Annotated in this window: 28 protein-coding genes and 2 pseudogenes; 17 read left to right on the top strand and 13 right to left on the bottom strand. The window is 38.7% G+C overall.

Translation table 11 applies throughout. The features are described from left to right. Positions 1 to 168: 168 nt before the first annotated feature. From LVD47_RS19290 to LVD47_RS19280, 3 genes are read left to right on the top strand one after another with little or no spacing between them, the layout of a single operon-like run. Positions 169 to 453, top strand: a complete 285-nt coding sequence (locus LVD47_RS19290; protein WP_121344430.1) for a helix-turn-helix domain-containing protein — start codon at positions 169 to 171, stop codon at positions 451 to 453. Between the two features lie 3 nt (positions 454 to 456). Then, on the top strand, positions 457 to 1,209 hold the full coding sequence (locus tag LVD47_RS19285) for a hypothetical protein (RefSeq protein ID WP_121344429.1): 753 nt from the start codon (positions 457 to 459) through the stop codon (positions 1,207 to 1,209). After that, positions 1,193 to 1,855: a P-loop NTPase family protein gene (locus LVD47_RS19280; protein WP_236979807.1), complete on the top strand. Its 663-nt coding sequence runs from the start codon at positions 1,193 to 1,195 to the stop codon at positions 1,853 to 1,855. Before LVD47_RS19285 ends, LVD47_RS19280 begins: the two co-directional genes overlap by 17 nt. 96 nt (positions 1,856 to 1,951) lie before the next feature. Here LVD47_RS19280 and LVD47_RS19275 read toward each other — a convergent pair. Next, a pseudogene (locus LVD47_RS19275) lies at positions 1,952 to 2,599 on the bottom strand (N-acetylmuramoyl-L-alanine amidase family protein). 189 nt (positions 2,600 to 2,788) lie between these two features. Here LVD47_RS19275 and LVD47_RS19265 point away from each other — a divergent pair. Genes LVD47_RS19265 through LVD47_RS19225 form a run of 9 tightly spaced genes read left to right on the top strand, consistent with a single transcriptional unit; the run spans position 2,789 to position 10,056 of the window. Beyond that, positions 2,789 to 3,076, top strand: coding sequence for a hypothetical protein (locus LVD47_RS19265; RefSeq protein ID WP_031428457.1), 288 nt, complete (start codon positions 2,789 to 2,791; stop codon positions 3,074 to 3,076). Between the two features lie 36 nt (positions 3,077 to 3,112). Continuing rightward, complete coding sequence (locus LVD47_RS19260) at positions 3,113 to 3,397, top strand: hypothetical protein (RefSeq protein ID WP_150543765.1); 285 nt, start codon at positions 3,113 to 3,115, stop codon at positions 3,395 to 3,397. Further along, entirely contained in the window at positions 3,384 to 5,786 is a 2,403-nt protein-coding gene (locus LVD47_RS19255) for a TraG family conjugative transposon ATPase (protein WP_236979801.1), read from the top strand. Before LVD47_RS19260 ends, LVD47_RS19255 begins: the two co-directional genes overlap by 14 nt. Before the next feature lie 4 nt (positions 5,787 to 5,790). Continuing rightward, positions 5,791 to 6,372, top strand: coding sequence for a hypothetical protein (locus LVD47_RS19250; protein WP_236979798.1), 582 nt, complete (start codon positions 5,791 to 5,793; stop codon positions 6,370 to 6,372). Between the two features lie 2 nt (positions 6,373 to 6,374). After that, positions 6,375 to 7,217: a hypothetical protein gene (locus LVD47_RS19245; protein ID WP_150543768.1), complete on the top strand. Its 843-nt coding sequence runs from the start codon at positions 6,375 to 6,377 to the stop codon at positions 7,215 to 7,217. Positions 7,218 to 7,229: 12 nt separating this feature from the next. Beyond that, the gene (locus tag LVD47_RS19240) at positions 7,230 to 7,844 is read left to right on the top strand and encodes a hypothetical protein (RefSeq protein ID WP_236979796.1); all 615 of its coding nucleotides are present in this window, start codon (positions 7,230 to 7,232) and stop codon (positions 7,842 to 7,844) included. A gap of 33 nt (positions 7,845 to 7,877) precedes the next feature. Then, positions 7,878 to 8,807 (top strand): conjugative transposon protein TraM, encoded by a 930-nt coding sequence (gene traM / locus LVD47_RS19235; RefSeq protein ID WP_236979794.1) that lies wholly within the window; start codon positions 7,878 to 7,880, stop codon positions 8,805 to 8,807. Between the two features lie 30 nt (positions 8,808 to 8,837). Then, positions 8,838 to 9,677: a DUF4138 domain-containing protein gene (locus LVD47_RS19230; RefSeq protein ID WP_236979793.1), complete on the top strand. Its 840-nt coding sequence runs from the start codon at positions 8,838 to 8,840 to the stop codon at positions 9,675 to 9,677. Between the two features lie 7 nt (positions 9,678 to 9,684). Then, complete coding sequence (locus LVD47_RS19225; RefSeq protein WP_236979792.1) at positions 9,685 to 10,056, top strand: hypothetical protein; 372 nt, start codon at positions 9,685 to 9,687, stop codon at positions 10,054 to 10,056. Between the two features lie 5 nt (positions 10,057 to 10,061). On the opposite strand, the pseudogene LVD47_RS24160 reads toward LVD47_RS19225, so the two are convergent. Next, positions 10,062 to 10,851 (bottom strand): annotated as a pseudogene (locus LVD47_RS24160) (nucleotidyl transferase AbiEii/AbiGii toxin family protein). Next, the gene (locus LVD47_RS19210) at positions 10,848 to 11,636 is read right to left on the bottom strand and encodes a type IV toxin-antitoxin system AbiEi family antitoxin domain-containing protein (protein WP_236979789.1); all 789 of its coding nucleotides are present in this window, start codon (positions 11,634 to 11,636) and stop codon (positions 10,848 to 10,850) included. The pseudogene LVD47_RS24160 and the gene LVD47_RS19210 overlap by 4 nt, the downstream one beginning before the upstream one ends. A 177-nt stretch (positions 11,637 to 11,813) precedes the next feature. Here LVD47_RS19210 and LVD47_RS19205 point away from each other — a divergent pair, with 177 nt between their 5' ends. The 4 genes from LVD47_RS19205 to LVD47_RS19190 are packed head-to-tail and all read left to right on the top strand — an operon-like array spanning position 11,814 to position 16,151. Further along, positions 11,814 to 13,037, top strand: coding sequence for an SIR2 family protein (locus LVD47_RS19205; RefSeq protein ID WP_236979788.1), 1,224 nt, complete (start codon positions 11,814 to 11,816; stop codon positions 13,035 to 13,037). Beyond that, positions 13,027 to 14,892: an ATP-binding protein gene (locus tag LVD47_RS19200; protein WP_236979786.1), complete on the top strand. Its 1,866-nt coding sequence runs from the start codon at positions 13,027 to 13,029 to the stop codon at positions 14,890 to 14,892. The genes LVD47_RS19205 and LVD47_RS19200 overlap by 11 nt, the downstream gene beginning before the upstream one ends. 6 nt (positions 14,893 to 14,898) lie before the next feature. Continuing rightward, positions 14,899 to 15,108 carry a KTSC domain-containing protein gene (locus LVD47_RS19195; protein WP_236979784.1) on the top strand — a complete coding sequence of 70 codons (210 nt, stop codon included), beginning with the start codon at positions 14,899 to 14,901 and terminating at the stop codon, positions 15,106 to 15,108. Between the two features lie 5 nt (positions 15,109 to 15,113). Beyond that, on the top strand, positions 15,114 to 16,151 hold the full coding sequence (locus LVD47_RS19190; protein ID WP_236979782.1) for a hypothetical protein: 1,038 nt from the start codon (positions 15,114 to 15,116) through the stop codon (positions 16,149 to 16,151). Here the strand turns inward: LVD47_RS19190 and LVD47_RS19185 are convergent, their stop codons facing one another. The 7 genes from LVD47_RS19185 to LVD47_RS19155 all read right to left on the bottom strand — a co-directional run bounded on the left by LVD47_RS19185 (position 16,152) and on the right by LVD47_RS19155 (position 20,853). Next, complete coding sequence (locus LVD47_RS19185) at positions 16,152 to 17,732, bottom strand: type IV secretory system conjugative DNA transfer family protein (protein ID WP_236979780.1); 1,581 nt, start codon at positions 17,730 to 17,732, stop codon at positions 16,152 to 16,154. It lies immediately after the preceding gene. 9 nt (positions 17,733 to 17,741) lie between these two features. Further along, positions 17,742 to 18,773, bottom strand: a complete 1,032-nt coding sequence (mobB, locus tag LVD47_RS19180) for a MobB family relaxase (protein ID WP_236979778.1) — start codon at positions 18,771 to 18,773, stop codon at positions 17,742 to 17,744. An 11-nt stretch (positions 18,774 to 18,784) separates the two neighbouring features. Beyond that, complete coding sequence (locus LVD47_RS19175; protein ID WP_236979776.1) at positions 18,785 to 19,165, bottom strand: BfmA/BtgA family mobilization protein; 381 nt, start codon at positions 19,163 to 19,165, stop codon at positions 18,785 to 18,787. A gap of 432 nt (positions 19,166 to 19,597) precedes the next feature. Continuing rightward, complete coding sequence (locus LVD47_RS19170) at positions 19,598 to 19,795, bottom strand: hypothetical protein (protein ID WP_236979774.1); 198 nt, start codon at positions 19,793 to 19,795, stop codon at positions 19,598 to 19,600. Positions 19,796 to 19,816: 21 nt separating this feature from the next. Next, positions 19,817 to 20,197, bottom strand: a complete 381-nt coding sequence (locus tag LVD47_RS19165; RefSeq protein WP_236979772.1) for a DUF6876 family protein — start codon at positions 20,195 to 20,197, stop codon at positions 19,817 to 19,819. A 76-nt stretch (positions 20,198 to 20,273) separates the two neighbouring features. Continuing rightward, positions 20,274 to 20,630 carry a single-stranded DNA-binding protein gene (locus LVD47_RS19160; protein WP_236979771.1) on the bottom strand — a complete coding sequence of 119 codons (357 nt, stop codon included), beginning with the start codon at positions 20,628 to 20,630 and terminating at the stop codon, positions 20,274 to 20,276. 10 nt (positions 20,631 to 20,640) lie between these two features. Then, positions 20,641 to 20,853, bottom strand: a complete 213-nt coding sequence (locus LVD47_RS19155) for a hypothetical protein (RefSeq protein WP_236979770.1) — start codon at positions 20,851 to 20,853, stop codon at positions 20,641 to 20,643. Between the two features lie 293 nt (positions 20,854 to 21,146). Between LVD47_RS19155 and LVD47_RS19150 the strand changes: the two genes are divergently transcribed. After that, positions 21,147 to 21,287, top strand: a complete 141-nt coding sequence (locus tag LVD47_RS19150) for a hypothetical protein (protein ID WP_236979769.1) — start codon at positions 21,147 to 21,149, stop codon at positions 21,285 to 21,287. Positions 21,288 to 21,537: 250 nt separating this feature from the next. On the opposite strand, the gene LVD47_RS19145 is transcribed toward LVD47_RS19150, so the two are convergent. The 3 genes from LVD47_RS19145 to LVD47_RS19135 form a co-directional block, all read right to left on the bottom strand. Then, positions 21,538 to 22,374, bottom strand: coding sequence for a DUF932 domain-containing protein (locus LVD47_RS19145; RefSeq protein WP_236979768.1), 837 nt, complete (start codon positions 22,372 to 22,374; stop codon positions 21,538 to 21,540). Positions 22,375 to 22,631: 257 nt separating this feature from the next. Beyond that, positions 22,632 to 23,039: a hypothetical protein gene (locus LVD47_RS19140; protein WP_236979767.1), complete on the bottom strand. Its 408-nt coding sequence runs from the start codon at positions 23,037 to 23,039 to the stop codon at positions 22,632 to 22,634. Positions 23,040 to 23,390: 351 nt separating this feature from the next. Continuing rightward, complete coding sequence (locus LVD47_RS19135) at positions 23,391 to 24,644, bottom strand: site-specific integrase (RefSeq protein WP_236979766.1); 1,254 nt, start codon at positions 24,642 to 24,644, stop codon at positions 23,391 to 23,393. Positions 24,645 to 24,810 lie beyond the last annotated feature (166 nt).

The raw sequence follows: 24,810 nt of genomic DNA, 5'->3' as shown, positions 1-24,810 counted from the left end.
TTTAACTCATTGAAAATGAGAAAATAAAAACACCCAACTTGGGTATAACTTGGGAATAAAACCCATTAAACTATCCCAAATTTGTAGAACGAAAGTCAAATCCTGCGAGGGGCTATCAAATTAGTTTAGACTGAGGCGGTAGCCCTTTTCATTTAAAACCGTTCTATTATGCCAACAAGTATCATTACCACAGACGATCTTCGGGAATTCAAAATGGAATTGCTCGATGACATTAAAAAGCTCCTATCCCGACAAGCAACCGGTAAACTTAAAAAGTACCTGAAATCTTCCGATGTAATGGAACTGCTTCAGGTCAGTCCGGGAACACTTCAAAATCTTCGTGTCAATGGCACATTGCCATACACGAAAGTGGGCGGTATCATCTATTACGATGCCGAAGAAATCCAGAATGTAATGTCTGCAAACCGTGTGCAGCACGGATTAAATTCTTAAGCGATGAATTATATAAAGCTACTCAACGCGGCTTTTGAAAAATTCTTTTTCGATGACCGCTTGAACCCGACCCATATCAGCCTGTATATGGCGCTGTTCCAAGAGTGGAACAGCAGCCGTTTTGCCGATGAGTTTTTTGTGAACCGTCGAGAGTTGATGCGCGTGGCTAAAATAGGTTCTAAATCGACCTATCATCGCTGTGTTACCGACCTGCACTCGTGGAACTATCTATCTTATTTTCCATCGAACAATCCTTACAAAGGTAGCAAAATCAAGATGTCCATTATCGGGACAAGTGATGAACCGGATATGGGACGGTACAATCCCGAATTGGAACAGCTTGCGGAACGGTACCATCCCATACGTGAACCAGTAGTGTACCAACACCATCCCACCAACGGACAAGCTGTGTACCCGCACCGTCCCTTGAGTGGACAAGCATTGGTATCTAATATAAACAATACCAAACAAGTAAACATTAATAAACAACCAAAGGGCAGGCAGGCCGTTTTAGATTTTTTTGTTGAAAAAAATTTTAATGCTGATGAAGGAAAAAAATTCTTTGCGCACTATGAAGCCAACAATTGGAAAACAAGCGATGGAAAAATAATACGTGATTGGCGGGCTCTAGCCAAAAATTGGATGGATAGAACCGAATTATTTACCGAAGAAAACAAACCAAACAAAAAGGGAGCGTCCCAAAATCGGGACAACCTTAAAACCACTAAAACCAAGGATTATGGACAACCCCTCTAAAATAACCGAAGGCGGCGTGGAATATTCGCTCGGCAAATTTGACGGGAAATGCGTGCTTTACGATTTCCCGAGAATACTAATTTATCTGAATGCCAAGGGAAAGCTCCTCTTTGGAAAGAAATTCAAAATTTATGAAGAGGACAAGGATATTTTGCTAAAGCTCTGTTCCTACTTCATCAAGGACAAGGAAAACTGCCAAAAATTCGACATCGATATTGAGAAAGGCATTTTACTATCAGGCCCGGTAGGGTGCGGTAAAACCAGTTTAATGAAACTTTTACGACATTTAGTACCGTTGCAACGCCCGTATGAAATGATTCCCTGTCGGAATGTTGCATTCAGTTTTAATCATCTTGGTTTTAAAACCATCGAGGACTATGGCAACACGAAGTTTTTCTGTTTTGACGATCTGGGCGTAGAACCTTCCGGAAGGTTCTACGGTAAGGACCTGAATGTGATGGGTGAAGTCCTGTTATCCAGATACGAGCTCTTCCTACAGACCAAACATAAAATCAAGACGCACGCGACTACGAACCTCAATGCCGAGGAACTGGAAGAACGCTATGGAAACCGTGTCCGTAGCCGGATGCGGGAACTGTTTAATTTGATTGCTTTTGATGAAGGGGCTGGGGATAAGAGGAAATAGATTAAGCCCGCCAAGACTTGAATATTATAAACAACTCAATAAAAAATTGCTTGCCTAATTCCCGAATGTTTTTTATCACTTCTAAAAATGCCTCTTTCATAATTTGGTTTTTAAATAGTTATCTATTCCCATCAAAATAGCCAATGCCATTGCCTTAATTTTTTCAGGTATCAAAAAATAATTTCCCTCATCTTCATTGGTAAGAAATCCAGCTTCCACAAGTATGGCCGGGCAATACCCAATCATTTCCCTCAGAACTTGAAAGTTGGCAAACTTCACACCTCTACTTTCATAACCTATTACTTCACAAAGTGCCCTTTCAATTTTATAGCCTGCAAATACCAATTCCATCGAGAATTTTTCTTGTTTTCTTAAAGCATAAACCTCAATCCCTCTCGCATCCGGATTATCAGAATGATTGCAATGCAAGGACACAAATAAATCCGCTTTTAATGCTTTGGCCAGCTTAGTTCTGTCAGATAAAGAAATTAGTGTATCACTATACCTGGTTAAATAAATATCCAAAGGCTCTTCCAATACATTATTCAGCTTCAAAATGGCATTTGCAATATCCAAAACCACATCCTTTTCTTAGATTCCATTTACACCAATTGCACCAGCATCTTTTCCTCCGTGTCCAACGTCAATTATTATTCGTTTTTGAACACTCGTTTCTTGTCCAAAAATGACACACATTTTTAGAAGCAAAATCACAAAACTGACGTTTTTGAGCACTTTTTTCATTTTCACTTTTCGGATTATCAACAATCTACCTTCCAAAATCCATAAAATTTGATGTCAAATAATGGCAACGGAATTCAATTAATACCAAATAATATTTTATTCACAAATATTTGATTTTCAAGTATTTGAATACAAATATATATACTTTTCCCTTAACGAAAACGAATCAAAAATTTAAACTGTTCCATTATGAAAAAATCAATCTACTTGGCAACTTTTCTTTCGTTGCTCTCAACATCACTTTTTGCACAAATCGGCGGAATCGAAGATTCAGTTGACGATGTTTCAAACACCATCAGAACCATTTTTCCGATAATCCTCGGGGTGATTTTCCTTATCGGTTTCCTGTTCAACGCAGGACATTTCTTTGGGGAAAATGCAGACCTTAAAAAAGGAATTACCCGTGTACTCGTATTTGTGCTAATAGCGGGAGCTGTAGTTGGAATCTTTACTTACCTAATAGGAATCGTAGTATAAATGAACCCTCATCGAGGGCTTTAATAGAAGAGCTTTATGAAGAAATTCGAGGTCTATAAAAACATCAGGAAGCGGGCGGTCATTTTCGGACTGCCCATATCCTTGTTTGCCATAATGATGGTTTCCATTCTCGCTTCGCTACTGGTCATCATCTTCTCGTTCAGCTTCGGAATAATCATTGGCGTATTGCTGCTCAATTCAGCCTTGTATATCGCTTTGACCCGGATAACCGGCAATCCACAGCTTTTCCAAATGGCAAAAGCCTTCCCACAAATCATCAGTAACAAAAGAAACTCCGGCATCGATTATGAACAAGATTAACCTTTCGGCATACCGACCCATAGCGGATATTCAGGACAATATCATTTTTGCCAATAATGGCAATGTGGTCTTGTGCTATGAAGGCAATTTGCCCGAAATCTATTCCTTGTCCGAAAAGGATTTTGAGGATATGCACGGGGCTTGGTTTCAGGCTTTGAAGTCGTTGCCGGTGGGAACTGTAGTTCATAAGCAGGATATTTATTTGAAAAAATCCTATTCTTCGCAACAACTGCCCAATAAAACCTTTTTGGAAAAAGCGACCCACGATCATTTTAAAGGGCGTGAATATATGGAGCACCGCTGTTTCCTGTTCTTTATCCTGACCAAGAACAAAGCACTTAACAGTCCCAAATATGTCAACCCCTTCCGAAAGGTTTCCAAGAGCATTATCCGGGAACTTGATGATACCGTGCAACGCTTTATCGGCTCGGTAAGTGATTCGGTTTCCTTTATCAACAATAGCCGTAAAATGGAATTTTTTCCGCTTGAAGCGAAAGGGATTGAGCAACTGACCAATGGGTACTTTAATGGCTTCAATGAAGGTTTTGATACGGATATTTTACTTGAAAAGAAAAACGTCAATATAGGCGAAAACTATCTTGATGCCCTGGCCATCAACAGCGAACTGTGCTTTGGCGAAAGTGTACAAAGTAGCAAGACCAATGAGAAATTCACTTCTGACGATTTTGTGTTTCATCAAGGGTTTATTGATGGTTTAGGGCTTACGCTTAACGAAAACCACATTGTCAACCAAATTCTTTATCTGGACGATAAACAGAAGTGGCGCAAGCTGCTCGATAAGAAAGTCGAGGAACTAAACAAAAGTTCCAACTTTGGTTCGCAAAACAAAGTGGTATTAGGAAAAATCCAGCACATCCTTGACCAGATCAATGCGGATGACAATGCGCGGATTATTCGTGGTCATCTGAACATTGTCTATTGGGATAAAAACCCGGTCAACCTTAGCCAGATCGGTTCCAAAATAAAAACTGAATTCAAAGAATTGGATATCATCCCGTATTACCCACGAGGCGAAGAACGTAAAAACTATATTCTAAATAGTTACTGCTGCTTTTCATCCAACTTTTCAAACAACGATCTGTATGTAACGGATTTAAAGCACGCACTTTGCCTGTTCATCAACAATACAAACTATAAATCTGATAATACCGGAATCATCTTTAATGACCGTGAGCATAACATTCCCGTATTAAAGGATGTTTGGGACGAAAAGAAGAAACGCATCAAGGCACGGAACTTTGCTATTTTCGCGCCAACAGGCGAAGGTAAATCCTTTTTGGCAAATAATATTCTGCGCCAATATTTTGAAAGTGGTGTTCGCTTGGTCATCATTGATTTGGGTGGCTCATACACCAAGTTTGCCAAACTCTATCCTGAAAAATACACGGTACTTCGCTACGAAAGCGGAAAAAACTTAGGCATCAATCCATTTTACATAAGTGACACAAATGACCTCACACCCGAACGATTGGAAGACTTATCCGTTTTCCTGTTTGAACTGTTTGCTTCCGATTTAAAAGTAACCAAGGCACAGTCAGTATCCGTCAAAAAGATACTGCGCCATTATTATTATAGTACTTCTGAAAATCACTCATTAGATGGTTTCTACAGCTTTATAGAAAAGAGCCAAGAAAATCTACTTGACACTCTTAAAATCCATCCCGACTACTTCAACGTTACCAGCTTCTTGCACGTAATGTCCGAATATGTCGGCGATGGTCTATATAGCTTCCTTTTTGAAGTTAGCGAAGACCAGACCTATAAAATCGAGGACAAGCGATTGATTGTTTTTGAACTGGATGAAGTCAAGGACAATAAGGAAATCCTGTCGGTGATGCTGAAACTGATAAAGTCCGCCATTCAAAGAACTATTTGGAAAAACAGAGCTGAAAAAGGCATTATTCTATTTGATGAGTTTGCGAAGCAACTGAAGTTCGACAATGTACTCGAAAGCGTGGAATTCTATTATCAGGCTATCCGAAAACAGAACGGTGCTATTGGTATCATCCTGCAATCCATCAACCAGCTGCCGAACAATTCGACTTCCGCAAGTATTCTCGAAAATACGCAGGTCATTTATAGTCTGAACAATGAAAAAGGCTATGACGAACTGGTCAAAAGGCTCAACCTATCTAGCCACGATTTAAACCAATTAAAATCCATCAAAAACAACCTTTCCGGTCCGCGCAAGTACACCGAAATGTTCATTAAGATTGGAAAGGAAAGTAACATCTTCCGGCTTGAAGTTCCTAAGGAAGTGTATGCCGCTTACTTGACCGATGGGCAAGAAAATGAGGAAATTATGAAGCTCTATGAAAAGTATCACGATATGCAAAAAGCAATAATTCAATTCACATCTAAAACATAATATTATGAAGACAAAAATCAAAATTTTAGTAATGACAGTAGCCCTGACTTTGTTTATGTCGGGTAATGCGACTGCCCAAGGAATGCCCACTTATGATAATACCAATTTTATCAGCTTGGTAAAACAACTCATAGAATCTGGAAAGCAGACAGCCCAGATGATTAAGTCTGTAAAATTCCTGAAAGATGCAAAAGAGGCAATAGAAAAAGTATCAAGCGTTGTCCAGCAACTGAGGGCAGTTGAGGAAATTGGACAGAACAATCAACGCCTTATCAACGTAATGCAAAACGATGTACAGGATATTCTCAACTCGCCTTACATTAAGCCAGATGAAGTTTCAAAGGTTGTGGAATCTTTTGATGCCATAGTTCAAAACTCATTGGACACGGTGGATTTTATTGATGAAGTTCTCTCAAGCGATTACCTAAAAATGAGTGATGCAGAGCGCGCTGAAATTTTAAAGCAAAAAGAGCTGGAATCAAAGCAGATGGTTTCCAACATCACTACAAAAACCAAACGCTATCGCGACATTATTTCCTTCAGAAAAATGCAGGATAAAGTCAATAACAGAGAAACGGAATATTAAAAATGACTGCGACCATTCTCTTAGGAATCGGACTGGAATATATAGACACGGTTTTCCAGACTATACAGGCCAGCGACTTTTCGCAATACACCATTGCCGGAATGAAAACGCTTGCTGTCTTGTTCTTTCTGGTTAACATCCTTAAAAAGTATAACGAAGGCATTGCAGATAAGGATGGCTACACTTGGGGATTGAGCCCTGGCGAATTGGCCAAAAATTTTGCTATCGTCATTTTGGTCATTTTCTCAACACAGGTCTTAAGCTTTTTCGATGGCATCTTAGTCGCTATTGAAGGGCAATATCGAGGGACAGCACCAGCATTATTGCCTTTACAGATGCAAGACATTCCTTTAGAGGAAGACGTAAGTTTGTTTGATGCCGCAAGTTCGGCAATGACGCTTTTATACGAAGCATTGGTCACGCCATTGTACGGTTTTAAGATATTGGCTTTCATAATGAGCACCATACTTTGGATATTGGATTTGTTCATCTATCCGTTATTCTTGGCAGAACGCTTCTTCCTTTTAGGAATAATGCAAGCCTTCTTTCCTCTGGTCATTAGCCTGGCAGTTTTTGAAAAGTTCCGTTCGCTCGCTTATACGTTCTTTAAACTATATGCAGCGGTATATATGCTCGTGCCAGCATTCTTTCTTGTCAATGTATTTATCAATGCCATTTATACTGAAATCAATACCAATTTTTGGGTCAATCTATTCGGAACCGATACAGGTCAAGGATTTTTTGCACCTGTGGTTCAATTGGGTTCAGTAGGATTTATTGTGTTCCTGAAATTCAAACTGTATAAACGTGCCACGTCCTTTACACTCAGATTATTTACTGCCTAAATCAGATTAAATATGAAAACACCATATAAGAATATTTACAATGTCCTAAAACTGAATCGATTTATCGTTTTGGCGGTTGTTGTGTGTACCTTGCTTTCCAGTACATTTTCGGTTTGGATGGTATTCAACACCAATCAAAAAGCACTCAATAGTGCCTTTGCCATCAATACCGATGGCAGTATCATTCCGCTGAAGGTCGTGACCCAAAAAGAGAATTTCAGAGTAGAAGCTTTGGCACATTTAGATCTGTTCCACAACTATTTCTATAACATCGATGCCAGTAATTACGAGCGCAACTTGGAAAAGGCACTTTGGTTGGGTAATAGTTCCGTGGACAATCTCTACCGCCAGAAAAAAGCCGATGGTGTTTACAATAGATTACTTCAGTATTCATTGGTTCAAAAAGTGCTGAGCATCGATTCACGGATAACCGAAAATGATGGTGCGTATAGTTTTACCACGACGACCATTTTTGAAATCAATAGAGGTTCAATCATCGACACCTACGAATTGGTTTCCACCGGAAACCTGATTATGGTCGACCGAAACTTTCCGAACAATCCGCACGGATTATTGATTACTAACTATTTCGAAAACACCTTAAAGAAAATATCAGATGAAAGTTGAAAGCCGATAATCGGTAATTAAAAACGCACTATTATGAAAGTAGAAAAAAACAAGATAGTATTTGCAGCGGTTTTGACCGTGATTTTCATATTTCTGATTTCCTATTCCGTGATGGTAATGGGCGATGATGAAAGTGAAACAGAAAACCTTAAGCAGACCTTAGTTCCTGATTTGGAAGAAGGCCAAAAAGAGTATGATTCCAAGCTTGATGCGATTAACGACTTGAAGAAAGTGCGTGAAAACAATGCACCCAGCATCTATGATGAAAAGCTGATTGATTCCTTGGGATTTTACGACCCAAACCTTCCCGAACGCGAAAAAGAGCGTATCGTAGATAGCATCTATGAGGCTGGTAAGATTCAGTATTCAGAGACGCGATATCAAAACTTGGGACGAAGAAGAACTGTTCGCAAAGCGGTATCAACAATCAATTCTGCTGAAGTAAAACGGGAACAAAAAATTGAAGCGAAAGAATTGGGCTTAGAACATCAATTGTTCTTCGCTGCTGCACCTAAACCCAATGAGGAATCCATCATCGGCAACACAGACGAAACCATTTATGTAGTGGTAGATGGCGACCAAGTTGTAAAAGCAAATACCAGATTACGAATGCGACTGACCAAAACTGCTACCATTAATGGTAAAGAAATGCCAAAGAACACACCCATTTTCGGTTTTATAAGTTTTCAGCCTAATCGGGCTTTAATTGAAATCGAGAACATACAGCACCATCCCACAAAACTTAAAGCTTTTGATATATCTGATGGAAGCGAAGGTATCTACGTACAGAACAATTTTCGGGCAGAAGCCACAACCGAAGTTCTGGACGATATTATTGGCGACATCAACATACCTACCGTTCCGCAAGTAGGTGGCGTTACAAAAGTACTAAGACGAAGTAACCGCAACGTAAAGGTTACAGTATTGAACAATTACAGATTAATCTTAAAACCGAAATTATGAGCCCATAATGGGCATTTAAAACGCACTCTTATGAAAAATTATATCATTATTTCCGCTCTTATTATTTGTTCGACTTTCGCAAAAGTAAAAGCACAAACCACTCATTTACTCGACACCATTTATGCAAACGACACCAAAAACGTTGCGCTATTCTTCCCAGAACCCATACGGCAAGGCATAACGGGTTCAGATAACTTTATATTTACCTACAACCGTGAAAAAGAACAGTATTTCGGACTTCTTCAAGCAAAGCCCGGAAAAGAAAGTAACCTTTTAGTAGTCAATAGAAATGGTTCAATTTTTTCGTATATTGTAAGATATAAGAAACAGCTCTCTAAGCTCAATTATTTCATTCCGTTATCAAATAGTATCGGTAATGAAAAACCGATTGTAACTGATTCGGTTCTTGTTGAATCTTCTGAAGAACTTGTAGATAATAGAACCTATTATTACCAAAAATTCTGCTCGTATCTTCTCAATAGAAAACAGCGCATAGGTCGAATTAAGAAACGAAACGAAAGTATTGTTTTGAGTGTTGAGAATATTGTTTTTGATAAGGAAGAGCTCTACTTCGTTATCCAGATTGAAAATAATTCTGCTTTGGATTACGATTTGAATTTCTTGAACCTGTCGATTGAAACTCGGCAAAAAGGAAAAAGAAAATCGTTACAACGCCTCTATCAAGAACCTATTTACATAAATAATCTGCCTTCAAAAATTACAGAAAGTGAAACGGTTCGCTTCGTTTATGTGTTGCCCAAGTTTTCATTATCCAATGACCGTAGGGCAGTTTTGGAATTGAATGAAAAGGATGGCGAACGAAATATTGAAATGAAACTATCACATAGATATATTAATAACCCAAATTAATACTGTTATGAAAAAAAATGTCGTTTTTTCGCTCACATTACTGTTCCTTTCTTGTGCTGATTCTGAAACTAAAATTTCAGGACCAAGTGCTACAGCCCAAATTGTCATTGAAAGCTTTTATGAAAAAGATGAGGAAACCTTAAAAGCACATTCCACACCACAGGCGTATTCCAACTATATGAATACCATAAATATGTTCAACGCTACACCAAAGGATGATTCTAACTTTACTGTTTTGCAGGATACGATTATGGGCGATGTGGCTTGGGTAAAATATAACACAGCATACGATAAAACGCCTGGTATTTTTAAACTGATTAAGCAGGACGGCAAGTGGTTGGCTACTGCAAGAGGTTCAAAGGATAAATCGCCTTTTTAAAATAATCACATTCTTGGAATAACCGTTTCTTTCAACCAATGGAAAGCAGCTTTTTGATCGTATAGGATTTCCGGCCGTAACAAACCTTCCATATCGCCTTCAAAAGCTGCATCGTTTTTCTTGGCTTCCATATTTTGTAGGAACTCTTTTTGGGAAGGGACTTTGCCAACGGAAGATTCCATATAAACCCTAAAGCACTTGATAATCTCATCAATATCGAGTTTCATATATTGTCTGGAATAATCCAGATCAAACAAATCCCTTCCTTTACTTCGTTGATAAAGCGCCCTCAACTTCGTGCCCAAAAGTTCATTGATTTTATATGTTTTAATATCAGCTCTCCCCGAAAACCAAGGGTTCGCCATTTCAAAAGGGAAATCTACCCAATCGAGTACGTTGAAGTGTTCTTTACAATTAATCTCTAATTTTAGTCGGCGAACGTTCTTCTTCATATTCCGATGTAAACCTGTACAGCGCTTTTGCTCCGTGCCCTCTTACCTGTGTACGCCTGTCTTCCTCAAAAAAAGTAATGACCTCGCCAATGCGCTTCATAATGGGTTTGATAGGGCCTTCCCGAACCTGTACAAGGTCAATATCCTCGGAATATCTCGGTGCCGGGTTCAGATATAATTTATGTAGAGCGGTGCCGCCCCGGAAAGCAAGGTTTTCCCTTAGAAAATCATCGGCAAAAATTGCTACCAACGCCCGACTAATAATCAAATCCTGTTCAACCTGTGCAAATTCTTTCCAAGATGCGTATTCCCGCCATTGGGCTATATAAGGTTTTGAAATCATAGGTCGCTTTCTAACTGTAGGTTAGTATCTACCTTCCATTTATTATCCACCGAACCGGGTCTTTGCTGGTTGGTTGGCTTTAATAAAACCGGATGTATTTTTTGTTTTTCCAAATGTTGAAAAATTAAAGCAGAAAAACTATTCTCTTCATCTATTTGATCCAATAAAAAACCTAATCGTTGAAGTGTGGCTTTGTTGCTATACCAGCTCAACAAATCTTCTAGGTCTTTTTGGTTGACTTCTTCCAATAATTCTTCAATGGTGGATAACATTCGGTTCAGCCCGCCTAATTTGTTCTGATAATGTACCAGATCGGCCAAGGTTAAAGCCGGACTGGAAATATGGTAGATTCCGGCATCTGATTTTTTTGAAAGTATATTTTGTTCCGGCCAAGCGGAAGTGGTCAAAAAACGGATATCAATGGCCGATTTCTGAATATCCAACAGTTTCGGGGAGGATGTCATTACATAATCGCGCTGAGATTGTTGATGTCTTGCTCCATAGGCTTTTGCTGCACTGTAAAAACCTAAATAATAACTACGGCCTAAATAATCGAAAAGTTTGTCGATATAGAGATTTATGGGAAGTTTTCGAAAACTGGAATACCTTGGGGTCAGTATAAGGTAGAAGCCCTTTCTTAGATTGAGGACTTTGTTCTTTTCGATCAGATGAGCCAATTCCTGCCAAATTGCGTTTTTGCTCTTCTGGGTTCGGCTCATCAATTCTTCCAGGGAAAAAGAATATTCTTCCACAGACAGCAATTTGTCGATATATTCCGCCACCATAACTTTAGTAATTATTAGAGCAATATATGTATTTTAGACATAAAACTAAAATAAATACTATAAAATTTATATTTATTTAAAATCCAAGATTGGCTTTATTTCAAACAAACTTGAAAATTTGAAAGCGAATTCTAAAAGTTTGTTAAATTTACTCCAAAACAGAAATCAATCAACAATATGGATAATTATCACGATCCTATTAAACATATTAAGTTTTTACGTCAAACTTTATCCCAAGACAAAAAACCAATAGGCTACTTTATATCTGCTGGCTGTCCCTTATCCGTAAATATGCCGAAGGAGCAATGGCCTCTGATTCCTGATGTAGCCGGATTGACCCAATTTCTAAGTTCGGAACTATCATCAAAAACAGATGTCAAAAATGATTATGATAAACTTTTAGATGAAATAAGTTTAGCTCAAAAAAGTATTAAAAACATTGAAGATATTTTGAGTTTTATAAGAGGTTTGAAAGATGTTTCGGTTGGTAACAGCGTTAGAGGCTTTAGCAATGAAGAGCTTATCAAACTGGAAAGCGAAATATGCACGAAAATCGTAAGTAAATTGGATGTGGAATTACCAAATAAAGAATCCCCATATCATAAACTTGCAAAATGGATATCAATAGATCGTGAGAAACCTGTCGAAGTATTTACAACGAATTATGATTTGCTAATGGAACAAGCCTTTGAGGACTTATCCATACCCTACTTTGATGGTTTTGTCGGTTCAAGACAGTCATTTTTTGATTTGAGATCAGTTGAAGACGATTTAATACCAAATCATTGGACACGTCTTTGGAAAATCCACGGCTCTATTAATTGGTTTCAAAAGAAAAATCATCAGGTATTCAGATCAAGCAGAACTAAAGAAATAGACGCTTCACAGCTAATTTACCCATCTCATCTCAAATATGACCAAAGTAGAAAAATGCCTTTTTTGGCTTTGATGGATCAACTTTCTCGCTTTTTGAGAAAACCTAACGCATTACTTATTATCTCAGGTTATTCTTTTAACGACGAGCATATAAATGATTGCATTTTAGGTTCACTAAGAGCGAACCCAAATAGTATGGTAATTTCGATGTTATTTGGCTCTTTAACTGAGAAAAATAAAGAAAATGATTCAACGACTGAAAAGTACCCTAAAGGTGTGGATGCTGCATTAAACAGAGGCAATCTTGCTATATGGGCTAAAGACGAAGCGATAATTGGTACGGTTAGAGGCAAGTGGAAATTAGGAGCCTTATTGGAAGATGAGGATAATTTAGCTAATTGTCTGTCTAAAAGGGATGACGAAGAAGCAGCTCTTTGCGATTTAGATCTTGGTGATTTTTCAAAAATGGGGGATTTCCTTCAAGCTTTAATCGGATATAATCAAACTCTTTTGGATGAAAAATAACTCTACTTATCTTGGTTCCGTACAAGACGTTAGTGGCACTACCATTAGAATAGCAATGGTCAACGATTCACTATCTGGTTTGACATATGTAAATGGTGAAGGTTACAAAATTGGACAAATTGGAAGTTTTGTTAAAATTCCAATTGGATACAATTTTTTGTTTGGAATTATTACTCAGGTCGGCGCAAGCGCAGCACCAGAAAACGACCAACCTTATGGAAATAGATGGATAACTGTACAACTGGTTGGGGAAGGACATCGATCTGGTGAATTTCAAAGAGGGATTTCTCAATATCCAACAATTAGTGATGAAGTGCATTTAGTATCTGAAGTAGACCTAAAACGAATCTATGGACAACCAGACAAACCATACTTTGTAAATATTGGACATATTGCGGGAGCCGAATCTATTCCTGCTTTGGTGGATGTAAATAGGTTAATTACGAGACATTCAGCAGTAGTTGGAACAACTGGTTCAGGAAAGTCAACGACAGTTGCAAGTCTGTTAAATGCGCTATCCGATTCTGAGAAATATCCATCATCACGAATTTTGGTGTTTGACATACACGGAGAGTATGGACAAGCTCTAAAAGATCGAGCGAATATTTTTAAAATTAACGCTGACAAAAGCGAAGGAAGTCAAGAAAAAGAATTGGTTATTCCCTTTTGGGCCTTAAATTTTGAAGAATTATGTGATATCAGTTTTGGAAAATTTGCTGCCGAAAAAGATCAAAATGTAATTCTAGAAAGAATTCAGCAAGCTAAGTTGAAAAGTTTGGAAAAACATCCTAAAACCGGAATCGACATAGATAACCTTAGTATTGATTCTCCCATACCATTTAGCTTGAATCATCTCTGGTATGACCTTTATACCGAAACGCTAGGAAAGTTCTATCCGGACAAGGATGGGACGATTATGGAAAATCTTGCTTTTGAAACTGATGAAAATGGAGATAAGATATTAGGTGATCCAGTTCGGGGTATTCCTCCTATTTTTAAAAAAATAAATACCTCCAAAGCAAATGGTGATCGAGTTCAATACTTGCCTGAAACCCCTTTAAATAATAGCCAACAGTTACATTCATTGGGTTCAAAGTTGAGAATTCCAAGGTATGATTTTATTTTCAAACCTGGGGATTGGACTCCAAAAAAGGATGGATTTATAGAAAAAGATTTAGATTCCCTGATAAAAGGTTGGATAGGAAGCGACAAGCCAATTACTATTTTGGATTTATCAGGTGTTCCAATAACTATTTTAAATACAATTATCGGAGTTTTACTGCGTATAGTTTATGAAGGCTTATTCTGGGCAAGAAACCTCTCGCAAGGAGGCAAGGAACGTCCATTGCTTTTGGTAATGGAAGAAGCTCACAATTATTTAAACTTTGAAGGTAGCGCGTTATCGATTGTTCAAAAAATTGTGAAGGAGGGTAGGAAATATGGGATAGGCTCAATGATAGTTAGTCAAAGACCGTCAGAAATAAATTCTACAATTCTTTCACAATGTGGTACATTCTTTGCTCTCCGATTGGCGAACTCTACTGATCGCGCCCACATAACAAGTGCTGTCACAGATAATCTGGAAGGTCTTACAAGTATGCTCCCAATATTAAAAACGGGAGAGGCTATAATCTTAGGAGAATCGGTAAAGCTTCCTATGAGATCGCTTATCAAAGCTCCACCGAAGGATAAAAGACCTGATAGTCAAGATCCTATCGTATTCGATATTGTTGATACAGAAGAATCTTTAATGCCTGGGGGTTGGGGCAACAAAATGGAAGAAAGCCCTAACTACGAAGAATTTATTGAGGCCTGGAGGTCTCAAAATCCTAAAATTAGTAAAATTATCAAATAAAGTATTATGAATAGAAAACCAGTAAAATCATCGAACATAGCATCTATTGGCTATGACGACAATTCATCCACATTAGAAATAGAATTTAAAAACGGCACGGTCTATCAATATTTTGACCTTCCAGAAAGAGAATATAAAGGGCTTATTGGTGCTGAATCCCACGGAACATATTTAGCCCAAAGTATCAAAGGAAGGTACAGGTACTCTAAAGTTTAAGCAAAATGATAAGACTCAATCAACAACTGAAACGAGTTGAAGTAAAGGAGTTTGAAATTGAGAATCAAATAGTCTTTAATTATTTTGATAATCTTCCCGTGTCTGATCGTGATGAAAAATTATTAAAAGCTATTTATATTGGTGTCCTCGCACTTATGGAAGATCGACTATCCGCATTTTTATCGAAAACATCAAATGAACTGGGTACTGAACTGGAAAGTTTGAAGATAATTTTTGAAATGAAAAAGGAACTTTTCTATAAATCTGCAATAAAAGGAAACTTGGCCGAAGATGAAGTTGCCGGGTTTCTTAATCAGTATTTTAAAGATAAGCGTTTAAAAGACAAAGCCTACTTAACTGGGAATGAACAAGGTGAACTCAGTCGAAATAAAACAGGTGATATTGTTTGCGAGATAGAGGGAAATAAAGACTTAAAGATTGTTATTGAGTGCAAGTTTGATAAGAGTATCAAATTTGGAGATATAGAATCAAAAGAAATTTTTACTCGTAGAACCGATACAGCCTGGAGTCAATTAATAGAAGCTCAAGCAAATAGGGATTCAAAGGTTAGCCTTATCGTATTTGATATTTCTCTCGTGGATAACTCAATTCTTAAAGCATTTGAAAATGTGGGCTACATTCCTTCTATTGGTTTTATCGCTATAATCGATTCCCAGAAAGGGAATTATTCTAATTTGGCAATAGCTTATATGTTGGCAAGGGATATAGCTTTAAATGCTAAGAGTGTTAAAGTCGATAATAATATTTTGGCTATTCTGGTAAATCGTATCATTAAGGATATAAATGAAATATCCCTGATTAAAAATCTAGTTGAGAATAATATTGAGAATAATAAAAAAATTTTAAAACAAATTAAGAAATCTATGTTGTTATTAGACTTCAACCAACAGTATCTGAATAAGTTTTTAGAAGATGGAACTTTGGATAAAAATGATCTGTTAGATTTTTATATGGGTGAAGATGTGAAGGATAAATATAAGATTATTGAAAAGGAAATTAATGAAAATTTTAGCATATCCTAATTATCCAAATATCGACCGCGCCTCCTCATAAATCCGTTCAAAGTTAGCCTCCAAATCTGCCTGTGAATACTGTTTAGATTCTTCGGGAAGTTCCCTGTTAATTTGCTGTAATTTAAACTGCACCTTTTTATCCTTCCCGTCCGCATAGGTAATAAACTCTCCCTGATTCAGCCGAAAGAAAACATCTGCCCTTATTTTCGGGATTTCTTTTTCCCCAGTTGTTACTCGTGTATCAAAATCCAAGTTATGGCCACGGCTCACGCTTTTGGTCGGGTCTTTAATAATTTCAAAAAAGCGTTCGTAGTATTTGGCGGTGTCCGGGTCGTTTACCTTGCCGAAAAATTGATAGGAAAGGTTACTCAAAATTGCCTTGCTCGCTTTGTCGCCGTACATCATATCATTTTGTATCTTGTCCTGCATCACATAAATTGTGGCAATATCATAACTCCGCAGCGTAGCCGGAATACGGTGCATATTCAATAGCCGAATGGTCGGGGCTTCTTCCATCAACAGGAAAGAAGGTTTGGAATTCCGCACGCTCATTTGCTTGGTAATAGTATGGATTATTGTTGCAATGACAGGGGAATAAGAAGTTTCAAATTTCGGATTATTCACAATTGAAATTACACAAGGATTTTCTGGACTATTTATATTAAGTGGCACTTCGTCTGCGGACAATGCCATAAATATTCGCTGTGTACTGATTCGTTTTAGCGCATTGGCCAAGGTGCTTTTTACACCTGCTGTCTGTCGCTCTGAATCTTTACCGCTAATAAAGGCATCTGCCATCGCTCTGGATGTTGTATTGGATTCCAAAAACTGGATAAGGCTGTCTGTATCCAGATATTGGTAAACCGCTATTAAATGGGGCAATGTGCAGAATTGGAAATAGTCGGTTTTCAGTTTCCAAATCAATCCACCAATCAAGCCTTCGGCAGCATCATTGAAAAATTTGGTAGTGCCGCTCGTACCGGATTCCCTTTGCTCCAAAAGATTTTCGATCAGCACCCTTGAAACTTCGTTTACGCTTTCCTCGTTCTCTAAATAGCGAGGTGCAATAGGATTGACCCTATGGATGATTTTATCAAAGGAAATGACCTTAAACGGGATTTGACCATCCTTGAAAAGTGGATAGGCCATTTCAGTCAGCTCAAAATCTTTGTAGTCGTGAATGATCCCGCAAAAGGCTTCTTTCTGAAAATGCCTCAAAAACCCATAAACCACGCTTTCGGTCTTGCCACTTCCGGCAGATCCTATGATGGATGCCCCTCTTTTTACGTTTTCGAGTTTGAAGTTTCCCTTGCTCGTTGCAAAGCTTACACGATACTTGCTATCGGCATTTTTCGGTTCCTCCGTTTTGTGCAAAAAAACGTACAGTCCTGTATTAATTAGCATCAACGGACAACCTAAATAAAGTAGGGTCAATATCAACCGATTCTCTTCGGAAATATAATAAAAGATAGCTGCGATTAGCAGCATATTCAGCGCGAACGCATACCGACTGATCTTGAAAAACGAATAAAATAATAAACTGGTCAAGCTAATAACCGAGAGTACCGTAAAAAGACTTTCTATTTCCATCGTCTTGAATTAAATACCGATTGAACTTGATTTGATGGCCACGTCCAAACCTTTGCGCAGTTTGTTGAAAACCTTTAGGGCGAGCTGCGCCTGATTGGTCGGGATGCTTGGCATTATCGGGATGCCCGTTTCCCGCATCAACTTGAAAGCGATTGCCTTTTCATTGGTGGGCAATTTCATCAACGAGGCAAAATAGATTTTTGGGTTTTTGATAAAATCCTTCCGCGCCTTGTAGGTTTCCGCAAAGTTCCGCTGGTAGCCAAACGTCCTGTCAAAGCTCTTTTCGGCATTTTCAAAAAATTTATCCCTGTCAAAACCCCGTTTCACCTGTTTCCCCCTCATCTCGACATCGGAAGCTTTGTATTTGCTCCCGGGCGAAAGGCTGAACGAATTGGACGCATCCTTTCGGCTCACGATAATATGGATATGGCTTTGGCTTCCCGCCTTGGGCATTCCTTGGACGATCCGTTTCCCATCCTGTTGATGTGGGGCCTGCTTTTCTAATTTTGCGATTTCCCGTTCCCGCTTCCTAACACTTCCTTCCATCGAGCCGTTTTCTATGCTTCGGATTTCATTTCTTAGCTGAAGTATTTTGGTAGCAAAAGGTTGGTTTTCCCTAATCTGTTTGTCGGTTCCCTTAAACGTTCGTTGGTGCTCGATTTTTGCATAATATTTTATGTCATCGATGGTCACAGGGCGCCCATTGATTTCCCGGTTGAATGATGCCACATAATCCTTCATCAGCTCACGGGTGTACTTTTTTAAATCTTCGCTGCTGTTCTGTAACCGGTTCAATTCGTATTTGGAAGGACTGACCGTGATCGAATAGAATTTCGGCTCTTTCTTTTTCAGTTTTGCACCGTTCCCATCAATATCTTTTACCACTTCTTCCGCTGAAAATTCATCGCCATATTGATTGAAAAAGTGTTCCATTTCTTCCTGCTCCAGACCTTGGTTTTCTTTTTCCAGATAGCCTACAAAATCGGCCGAACTTTGGGCATAGTTCCTGCCCAATTTTTGAGGTGTGATCGTGATATACATAGCTCAAAAATTTATAGTTCGTTGTTGTGGTTTTGCTTTTCCTGAAATCTTACTTTCGGCTTTTCTTCCACATATTTCTTCTCTAAGATCAGCGGTTTCTTTTTGGGTTCTTCGGTCTGAAAAAGGGATTCGATCATCGCCACCGTAGGTTTGGTCTGGGTCTTTTCCATATCCCTCATTATGGCGATTACGGCATTGATCCGTTTCTTTAAATTGGCCTCGATCGTCCTTCCGGTCGGGCCCAATCTTTCCCGTGGAGAGATTTCGTTGTAGAAGAAAAAATCGAGCATCGTGGCCATTGCCTCGGTGTGCGATTTGAAATGTATTTTTGAAAATTCCTGAAAACGCTTTGCTGTTTCCTTTTTAAACCTAATGCCGATAAATGAGTCCATAATTCGCCGATTTGTCGCAAATCCTTCCCTAAAAATAGGCGCTCACAGGGCATTTGTCGCAAATTGTAGAAATCTAAATAATCGGCTGATTTTTAAGTGTTTAAAAATCAGGTGATTAACAAGGAATAGGAGTGCTTAACATCGCATCGCGTGTTACCCTCTTGCTACTCCTTTTCGTTCGCCACGGGCGAACAAAAATTTCGTACAATCTGGCTAAAAAGCCAATTGCCAATTTCAGGGAAAAGATTTCCCGTTATGTAATTTTTCGATGGGCAGGGTTATCGGCGAAAGTCAAAAAATGGATACCCCTGCGTAAAATTGAATGCTGAATTTCAGCGGAATAAAGATAAGGATTTTTATTGAACTGGATATGTTTTAGCAAAAAAAGACCTCTGAAAATTCAAAGGTCTTTCCGTTCCTATTTGGACAATTTCAGATATTAAACACATAGGTATAACTGTATAAATTCCTTAGTGCTTCTTCCTCAATCATTACCTCAAAATTGGTGCAATGCTTTTTTGAATACTTCCGAATATCATCGCCAAATTTTTGCTCGACGTCTTTTTTTGAACTTTCCAAAAGACGTTCTTGGGCATCCCCGTTCAAGTCTGAAAAATTTAGATAGATCATAATTTTTAGGTTTTGAAGGGGTTAATATTCGCTCGGTAACATCAGCGTATTATTCACAAAAAACAACCGTAGTTCATCAAGCGGAAAATCAGTCGTCCGATACCCGTGTTTTTCCAAAATATTATCATTTCCATCCGTGTAGATTATCTCAGCTTCGTAGCCCGTAAAATCCTGTTTGTCCTCGGACAATCTCTTGAAGTCGATAGTAATAAATTCGCTTTGGTTCATCAGGTTTTGTGCGATTACGGAAGCGTCCGTAATGAGCCAAAAACATTCGGCAGCTTCCGCCAAATATTTCAGTCCGTTGGTGTATCGGATTCTTAATAATGGGATTTGAAATATGGTTTCCGAACCGTGAAAATGTTGCAATCCCTGTTTGATTTCGTTAACTTGTGCTTTCATTGTTATCTAATTTTAATTAATGGATAATGAAAAAGAGGGCGCATCTTTAGACGGTTACGCCCTCTTTAATTTTAGATTAGTCGCCTGAATTGTTGCCGTTCTTAGTTCCCAACAAAAGGATTTCGTTGGCTTCCACTTCGGTAACATATCTTTTGATACCGTCCTTGTCCTCGTAGCTTCGGGATTTCAATTTCCCGGTTACCCCGATTTCCTTGCCCTTTCCGGCATACTTCTCGATGATTTCGGCAGTTTTGCCCCAGGCTACAATCGTGTGCCATTCGGTATTTTGGACTTTTTCGCCCTTGGCACCTTTGTAATACTCGTTTGTGGCGAGTGAAAAACGGGCTACTTTCTTACCGCTTTCAAGGTTCGTGATCTGTGGCTCTTGTCCAACGTTTCCGATTAACTGCACGTGATTTTTTAAAGTACTCATAATAAAATATTTAAAGATTAATTAAAATGCTACCTGAACCATTCAGGCAGTTTACGTTTATATTTTTTTGAAGTGATTTACTTATTATATCCAGAGCGTTTTCCTTTTTTTGTTTTTTTAGTCCCGCTTCCTTTTTGATGTTTTTGTAAGATTTCATAATATTCAATTTAGATTTACTTCCCATAGAGCCGTCCGCTGTTACCTTTTTTTGTTGCTGATACATTTTCAATATTTGGAATTGATAAGGACTTATAAAAGGGAGGCACGACCGGTTATGCAGTCCGTTCAACTTCCAAATGTTGGTATTTTGCTTACAAAAAAACGGTTGGGACAGCGGTGGCTCGGGGGTAGGTCTAAATGCCTTTTGTGAAGTATAAAAACATAGGAAGCGGGACTAAATGATAAATGGAATTCCTATCAGGCGGACTTAACTTTAAAGATGTAGATTGGGAATGAAGTGTTCCTGCCGTTTTTCAGGCAGGGTTAACGTAATGGAAATCGGAATCTTTTAGAGTTGTGTCCAAGACCTTTGCAGGAAAGCTCTTTGCCCGGAATGTAGCTTTTCGCGAAATGGAGCGGCAATGTGCTGACCGGATTATAAAAACGGATTATCCTCTTGAAGCAGGATTTAAAGCGGACTTGACTTCAAAGGTGTAGATTGGGAATGGAGTTTGGCCGCTTCCCGAATTTTCTAGGGAATGAGCGGGCAAGTGGAATGGAAATCGGAAGCTTTGGAGTTGTGTCCAAGACCTTTGTAATGAAGCGCTTTTCCCGGAATGCAGCTTTTTCTGCGGAATGCAGGGGAATGGGCTGAGTGGGATTGCAAAGCCAACTTTCTAAATAAACAGCATTGCCGAGAAAACAGGAAAAAATCCAGTTTAAGGTACTGGATAAACCTTTGTTGGCATTAAGCCATTTCAAAGACGGCATCGAACAGTTTTTTGTCCAAGCGTTCTTGTTGTGAAAAGCTTTTCTTCAAGGTATTGTGAAGCATCTGGTTAAACGCATTATAGCCTATCCATAAATTGGGAGCTTCCTCAAGTAACAATGCTTCATTATCCAGAATTTCAAGGACTTCACGGGATTTCTTTGAAGGATCATTGTTCTTATCGCTACATTCATACCGGAACAATTTCGTCTTTTCGAGAATTTCCTTGACAAATTTGTTTGTGTCGATGATTTTAAATTCCCTCATTCTATCGAATTTTTTGGTAATGGTGTAAAATTCATTATCCAAGAACTTATCAAAGAGATTGCTCAACCTTGGCATTATCAGGTCGGTATTGTTCTTACTGTGCTTGATGGAAAACTCGATTTCCGCCTGCGAAACGTGCAGTCCATTGGAGCATACCTGTCGGTAAAAGCCAAAATGCCCGGAAGTTTTTTCGCTCCCATCATAGGAATTCTTAAACCGCAGCATCGGCAGTATCAGGTCTTTTTCATTCTTTACCGAAAACTGGCTTTTATCGTCGATGATAAAGTCGGTAATGAAAGACCTATCATTCCTGTTGATCGTCCGTTTCTGATAATTCAGTTTTGCATCAGTCAACATTTCCTCTGCTTTCTTAAAGAATAGTTCGTTCGGTACGTGGCCGTAGCTGTTCGATACCACGTTGACAATTTTGCCATTCGAAATTATGGCATTTTCAAGTCCCCTTCGGGATTCCATCTGGGTCAGGCTTTTCAAGGATTTCATTTCTGATGGAACGAAGATTTCATCCTGCTGTAAATTTGATAAATACATAACATTTGATTTTAGTTAAACAATTAATATTTAAGCTGGAACCAAACGGAAGATAAAATCTCGGCTCAAAAGGAAACGGAATAAATAGCGAGTGCGGGAGCGGTTTTATGCTGTAGTCTTTTGATGTGAGTATTTTACGGGTTTACCTTTGCGCACATATTGATTGAATACTATTTACCTCTATTTTTCATTCAAAATCACAAAAGAAAACCTACTCTTGGGGAGTAGGCTTCCTGTTTAAAGGATTTGAAGTTATTCTAGAGCTCAAACTCTACAATCTGTTCTTCAATCTCGGACTTTCGTTCCTCCAAAGTGGACTGTAAGTGTGTTGTAACCAATTTGATAAGGTTCGTATTGGTCGTTTTAAACTCCAAATTGTGGGAATCCCGTATATAGAACGAGGCTGAATCCCCTTGGTTGTAGTTGAACTTCGTCAACTCGTTCAAGGTTTGGGTCAACCGTTCCCGTTGGGTCGCCAATCCTCTCAGTTTCTCGAAATTTTGAATCCGATCATCCAAATTGATGGTAGCCTTTTTAGATGCTAACGCTTTTTCTGTTGAAGCAGCTTTTCCGATAGCTTCATCGGTCAGCTTTTTCTGTACTTCTTTTTTAACGGATGCAGTATCCTTTTTTGCAGTTCCGTTTTGTTTTACTGTTGTTGCCATAATTAAAATTTTTGAGTTAAACATTATTTTAAATCGTTTTGGCAGCTTGTAAGGCAACGAGCAATACCAAAACAGGGCATTAACAGCCACAGGGAGGAAGTGGCAAGGTATGAGCGGTTATTTTTCGCAGAAAAATGTTCGGCATCCCGAAGGGCCTGGCCTTGACCAAGCGGTGGAAGGTGGCTACATTTGCCCCCGGTTTGGTTTTGGTTGCCTCAGCTGACCGAAATGAAAAATGACTTAACGTAGAAATTTATGGCTCAATAAAAAACCAAAATCTGCAAAGGATCAGACGGGAAAAAATAAGAGTGTCGACTGGATTAGAACCTAAAAGGTGTTTTCCGAAATGAATTATTGATAATGCACCCTAGTTTCAGCTTTGTCCTTGGTGTTTAATTTACCGCGTAACGAACGCATATCCGAAGATACTTTCTGCTCGATGACCCGGGCATAGATTTGCGTTGTGGAAAGCTTGGTATGACCCAGTAGTTTTGAAACGGTCTCAATGGGCACACCATTGGAAAGCGTAACGGTAGTGGCAAACGTATGTCGGGCTGCGTGGAACGTGAGCTTTTTATTGATTTTTAGGATTGCCGCTATTTCCTTCAAATATTTATTGATCTTTTGATTGGAAAAAACCGGTAGCAGTTTTTCTTGCTTGCCTTTAGGTTCTTGATCATATTTTTTCAGGATAGCAAGCGCTTTATCCAAAAGGGGAATTTTTACCGCTTCATCATTCTTTTCCCTTTTTGTGAATATCCAGTAATCCCCATCAATTCCACGTACAATATGATCATCGCAGAGCAATTTCACATCGATATAGGATAGTCCCGTATAACAGGCAAAAACAAAAACATCCCTTGTTTTTTGGTGCATCCCTTTTAAAAGCTGACCAGATTCCAAAACTTCAAGTTCCGATTGGGACAGAAATGCCCGTTGATGTTTTGTGAATTTTAGCGAAAACCTTACAAAAGGGTCTTTTTCGATCCATTCCAACCGAAGGGCAAGGTTCATTATCTTTTTCAACCGCTCCAAATGTTTCATAACTCCATTATTTTTAAGGGGCTGGGAACGGTTTATGGATTTTCCGTTGCGAAGGAACTGTTCAAAGTCAATGATGAATTTATAGGACAGTTGTTTCAGAAAAACGTCATTGGTCTTTAGTTTGTTCTTTAAATACCGTTTGATGTAGCGTTCCGTAGTGAAATAATTTTTCAACGTGCCCGGCTTGAGAATGGAAATCATATTCTTGTTGTGGTAGGAAACCAGTTGAAGAAGCGTTTTGTGCTGTTCATCTTCCCCAAGGTAACGGGCTTTGATAGCTTGGGCGGTGACATACTTGGATTCGCCCAGAAGCTGTTTGTGGCATTCCAATAAATCGGAATACACTTGGTCTAAATAGACATTGAGGGCTTTGCCCTCAGAAGTTCTCAAAGTTGACCTCTTGGAATGGGTATCCCAATAGGTAACCGATGTAGATCGTTTTAAACTGATTTCGGCACGTTTTCCATCGACCGTGATACGGGCATAAATGGGTGCAAAATCATCTTTCGCTTTGGCCATACTCAGCCAAAAATGAATGGTAAAAGTCTTGGAAGTTTGCATAAACTCTCGCTTTAAGTGAATAATCGATTTGTTTACGAAAGTCAAATCGCTGCGAAAGTCAAGTCTATTGAATTACCAATGTAGTGAAAATTCCGGTAATAAATCAGGTAACCGAATAGGTAACCTTTCATTTGATAATAAAGCCAATCTTATGATTTCAAGAAAA

It is taken from the genome of Membranihabitans maritimus (assembly GCF_021729145.1).
GTDB lineage: Bacteria > Bacteroidota > Bacteroidia > Chitinophagales > Saprospiraceae > Membranihabitans > Membranihabitans maritimus.
This window is presented reverse-complemented; position numbering and strand designations above follow the sequence as displayed.

Excerpts from the sequence above, each read along its gene's own strand:
- LVD47_RS19145 (WP_236979768.1), bottom strand. The coding sequence starts at position 22,374 with ATGTATTTATCAAATTTACAGCAGGATGAAATCTTCGTTCCATCAGAA.
- LVD47_RS19285 (WP_121344429.1), top strand. The coding sequence starts at position 457 with ATGAATTATATAAAGCTACTCAACGCGGCTTTTGAAAAATTCTTTTTC.
- LVD47_RS19135 (WP_236979766.1), bottom strand. The coding sequence starts at position 24,644 with ATGCAAACTTCCAAGACTTTTACCATTCATTTTTGGCTGAGTATGGCC.
- LVD47_RS19190 (WP_236979782.1), top strand. The coding sequence starts at position 15,114 with ATGATAAGACTCAATCAACAACTGAAACGAGTTGAAGTAAAGGAGTTT.
- LVD47_RS19250 (WP_236979798.1), top strand. The coding sequence starts at position 5,791 with ATGAAGACAAAAATCAAAATTTTAGTAATGACAGTAGCCCTGACTTTG.
- LVD47_RS19240 (WP_236979796.1), top strand. The coding sequence starts at position 7,230 with ATGAAAACACCATATAAGAATATTTACAATGTCCTAAAACTGAATCGA.
- LVD47_RS19185 (WP_236979780.1), bottom strand. The coding sequence starts at position 17,732 with ATGGAAATAGAAAGTCTTTTTACGGTACTCTCGGTTATTAGCTTGACC.
- LVD47_RS19280 (WP_236979807.1), top strand. The coding sequence starts at position 1,193 with ATGGACAACCCCTCTAAAATAACCGAAGGCGGCGTGGAATATTCGCTC.
- LVD47_RS19210 (WP_236979789.1), bottom strand. The coding sequence starts at position 11,636 with ATGGTGGCGGAATATATCGACAAATTGCTGTCTGTGGAAGAATATTCT.
- LVD47_RS19230 (WP_236979793.1), top strand. The coding sequence starts at position 8,838 with ATGAAAAATTATATCATTATTTCCGCTCTTATTATTTGTTCGACTTTC.
- LVD47_RS19260 (WP_150543765.1), top strand. The coding sequence starts at position 3,113 with ATGAAGAAATTCGAGGTCTATAAAAACATCAGGAAGCGGGCGGTCATT.
- mobB (WP_236979778.1), bottom strand. The coding sequence starts at position 18,773 with ATGTATATCACGATCACACCTCAAAAATTGGGCAGGAACTATGCCCAA.
- LVD47_RS19165 (WP_236979772.1), bottom strand. The coding sequence starts at position 20,197 with ATGAAAGCACAAGTTAACGAAATCAAACAGGGATTGCAACATTTTCAC.
- LVD47_RS19205 (WP_236979788.1), top strand. The coding sequence starts at position 11,814 with ATGGATAATTATCACGATCCTATTAAACATATTAAGTTTTTACGTCAA.
- LVD47_RS19155 (WP_236979770.1), bottom strand. The coding sequence starts at position 20,853 with ATGTATCAGCAACAAAAAAAGGTAACAGCGGACGGCTCTATGGGAAGT.
- LVD47_RS19140 (WP_236979767.1), bottom strand. The coding sequence starts at position 23,039 with ATGGCAACAACAGTAAAACAAAACGGAACTGCAAAAAAGGATACTGCA.
- LVD47_RS19195 (WP_236979784.1), top strand. The coding sequence starts at position 14,899 with ATGAATAGAAAACCAGTAAAATCATCGAACATAGCATCTATTGGCTAT.
- LVD47_RS19200 (WP_236979786.1), top strand. The coding sequence starts at position 13,027 with ATGAAAAATAACTCTACTTATCTTGGTTCCGTACAAGACGTTAGTGGC.
- LVD47_RS19245 (WP_150543768.1), top strand. The coding sequence starts at position 6,375 with ATGACTGCGACCATTCTCTTAGGAATCGGACTGGAATATATAGACACG.
- LVD47_RS19170 (WP_236979774.1), bottom strand. The coding sequence starts at position 19,795 with ATGATCTATCTAAATTTTTCAGACTTGAACGGGGATGCCCAAGAACGT.
- traM (WP_236979794.1), top strand. The coding sequence starts at position 7,878 with ATGAAAGTAGAAAAAAACAAGATAGTATTTGCAGCGGTTTTGACCGTG.
- LVD47_RS19290 (WP_121344430.1), top strand. The coding sequence starts at position 169 with ATGCCAACAAGTATCATTACCACAGACGATCTTCGGGAATTCAAAATG.
- LVD47_RS19265 (WP_031428457.1), top strand. The coding sequence starts at position 2,789 with ATGAAAAAATCAATCTACTTGGCAACTTTTCTTTCGTTGCTCTCAACA.
- LVD47_RS19160 (WP_236979771.1), bottom strand. The coding sequence starts at position 20,630 with ATGAGTACTTTAAAAAATCACGTGCAGTTAATCGGAAACGTTGGACAA.
- LVD47_RS19225 (WP_236979792.1), top strand. The coding sequence starts at position 9,685 with ATGAAAAAAAATGTCGTTTTTTCGCTCACATTACTGTTCCTTTCTTGT.
- LVD47_RS19255 (WP_236979801.1), top strand. The coding sequence starts at position 3,384 with ATGAACAAGATTAACCTTTCGGCATACCGACCCATAGCGGATATTCAG.
- LVD47_RS19175 (WP_236979776.1), bottom strand. The coding sequence starts at position 19,165 with ATGGACTCATTTATCGGCATTAGGTTTAAAAAGGAAACAGCAAAGCGT.